The organism is Candidatus Darwinibacter acetoxidans (assembly GCF_041936445.1).
In the GTDB taxonomy this organism is placed as follows: Bacteria; Bacillota; Limnochordia; order Darwinibacteriales; family Darwinibacteriaceae; genus DTU010.
This window is the reverse complement of record NZ_JBHGXH010000075.1, coordinates 1-2,101: the sequence shown is the minus strand read 5'-3', so window position 1 is coordinate 2,101 and position 2,101 is coordinate 1. Positions and strand designations below refer to the sequence as shown.

Here is a 2,101-nt window from a genome sequence, read left to right as displayed (position 1 = left end):
ACGGGCCGCGTCTGGCTAGACGTAGAAGCGCCCCTCTTCTTGAATCGGTTCGGCGAAAGGCTTTCGACGGTCAGCATATGGAAGGTTATCAGGGTAGGCGCTGAGGAAGCAGGGATTACTAAGAAAGTCACTCCGCACACGCTCAGGCATTCCTTCGCTACTCTTGCGGTTGTAGGCGGCGCTACTCTCTCGCAGGTTCAAGAAGCCTGCGGCCATACAGACATTCGCACAACTCAGAGATATGAGCACTCAGCTAAGGCACTAACTGACACAGCTTCCGACTACGTCCGCATCGCCTTATAGGGCCTTTTTTTACTGCGTTGGAAAAGTCCCTTTTAGGGCCTCTGAAAACTCATCTATGAGAGACAGGGCCGGGAGTGATCCCGGCCTGTCCCTATTCTCGGCCGGTGGATACATCCGGCCTTAATCGTCCCCCGGGCCGGGGGTAAGGCCGTAGGGGACGGCGGCGGAATGTCTCGCCATCCCGCCTCATCGCCGCCCAGGTGGAAAGAACAAGGCCTGGGCCGCGAAAACTCTATCAAAACTAAGGACGACGTAGGACGCTGTCCCGGCTATCGCCCCGGAAGTTCCACGCCCCACCGTCACCCACTCGCCCGCGCCCTCGTTGCCCAGGGTCCTCATGCGGGCTTTGTCCTCTGCGTCGTTCTCATAAACGCGGAGCGGCAACACTAACTCACGCGCCGCCTACGCATAAGCTCCCGCGCCCGGTCACGCGGCCAAAGGGCCAGGCAGGCCGGTTCCCGCGCCTCAATCCCCATGCGACGGGCCGCGCCATAGCGCCGGATCTCGTCGCGCTCAGACTGATAACGGGTCCACGCCGCATCTGCCACCGGATCACCGCCTACATGTGTCTTTATTTCCCCTGCCCGACACCGCGCTAGATGCTCCTCAATCGCGGCCTCATCCACCGCACCGGCGGGTTCTTCAGCCTCAAGCTCTTCCTCTTCAATCAGTTCAAGCTCCTTCGTAAGCTCATAAAGGCGGGCTGTTAGCGCACGTTTACGGTCCCGCCGCAACTCCGCGCCCAACTCGTATTCTCTCAGCGCCGTGTCGAAACTCCGCTTCGCTTCCTCGAAAACCTTCGTCGCTGCCTCGCCCTCAGCCGCCATCTGCTCTAGCTCAGCCTCTAACCCCTTTATCTCCCGCCGCAGGTGGTCCGCGCGGGCCTCCGCCAGGCGCTCATCTAAGACGCTCAGTTCAAGCCCCGAATCTTCGATGATCTCATCAAGCGCCCGGAGCTGCGACCGCAGGCCTTCCGCCTGCGCTGCGTTCTCATCGGCCAGGGCCTGGGCAAGTTCATCCACGGTCTTCTCCCGCGCCTGCTCTGCCTGCGCTAGGCGCTCCTGCGCCTTCGCCTTCCGTGCTTGCAGGCGCTCCCACTTTGTCCCCTTCTCCACGAGTTTCAACATGCTGCATCCTCCCTCTTCATTGGTTTACCACAACGGCACCATAGGGCCGCACTAGGCAAAGCCTTTAGCTTCCTGCCGCAGGCCGGGCAAACGAACGTCATCAGTTTCAGGCTTTCAGGGCCGACTAACTCGCCGATCGGCGCCGATAACTGCTTCTGGCGCCTAGACACTCCAAACTCCTCCCCTCTGGGCCTCTACGATCTGGGCCTCCAGGGCCTCCACTCTCGCCTCCAACTCTGCGGCCATCGCTAATTCTGCGCAGGCCTTGATAGTCTCGCGGGCCTCCCGGATCGCCTGTAGCGCTACTCTGAGCTGTCCGCTGCCCTCAGCGGCCTCTAGGATCGCCAGGGCACGTTCTAGGAGTCGGTCAAGCTCATCTATCAGGGCCGCGCCGGAAGTCACAGCCTGGGCCTCCTCAGCCGCTTCAGCGGCCTGCACAAGCCTGGGTAAATGATTCGCTTTGTGGCGACTCAGCGCTGAGCGAGAAACCCCATACTGTCCCGCTATGTCCCGCATGGAAGCGGAACGGGTGACTAAGGCCTTGTCGATCGCCGCCCGGTTAAGATGTTCACAGATGCTACATAGCGCCATGCCCTCCCTCCCCCTCCTCTGTTGTCTGCGTCCAGCGAACAAACTCCACCCACGTCGGCGCCACGTCCAACCTCCGGCAC

The 2,101-nt window shown here is 61.2% G+C and carries 3 protein-coding genes; 1 reads left to right on the top strand and 2 read right to left on the bottom strand.

What is annotated here, in order from left to right; all coding sequences use genetic code 11:
• On the top strand, positions 1–303 hold a 303-nt coding region (locus tag ACE4YL_RS02675; RefSeq protein ID WP_461369150.1), incomplete at its 5' end, for a tyrosine-type recombinase/integrase.
• 386 nt (positions 304–689) lie between these two features.
• Here ACE4YL_RS02675 and ACE4YL_RS02670 read toward each other — a convergent pair.
• A complete protein-coding gene (locus ACE4YL_RS02670) occupies positions 690–1,430 on the bottom strand; it encodes a hypothetical protein (protein ID WP_461369149.1) in 741 nt (246 codons plus the stop codon).
• A gap of 162 nt (positions 1,431–1,592) precedes the next feature.
• The gene (locus tag ACE4YL_RS02665; protein WP_461369148.1) at positions 1,593–2,021 is read right to left on the bottom strand and encodes a hypothetical protein; all 429 of its coding nucleotides are present in this window, start codon (positions 2,019–2,021) and stop codon (positions 1,593–1,595) included.
• Positions 2,022–2,101: the final 80 nt, after the last annotated feature.

Coding starts and splice junctions, on each gene's coding strand:
- ACE4YL_RS02670 (WP_461369149.1), bottom strand. CDS start 1,430: ATGTTGAAACTCGTGGAGAAGGGGACAAAGTGGGAGCGCCTGCAAGCA.
- ACE4YL_RS02665 (WP_461369148.1), bottom strand. CDS start 2,021: ATGGCGCTATGTAGCATCTGTGAACATCTTAACCGGGCGGCGATCGAC.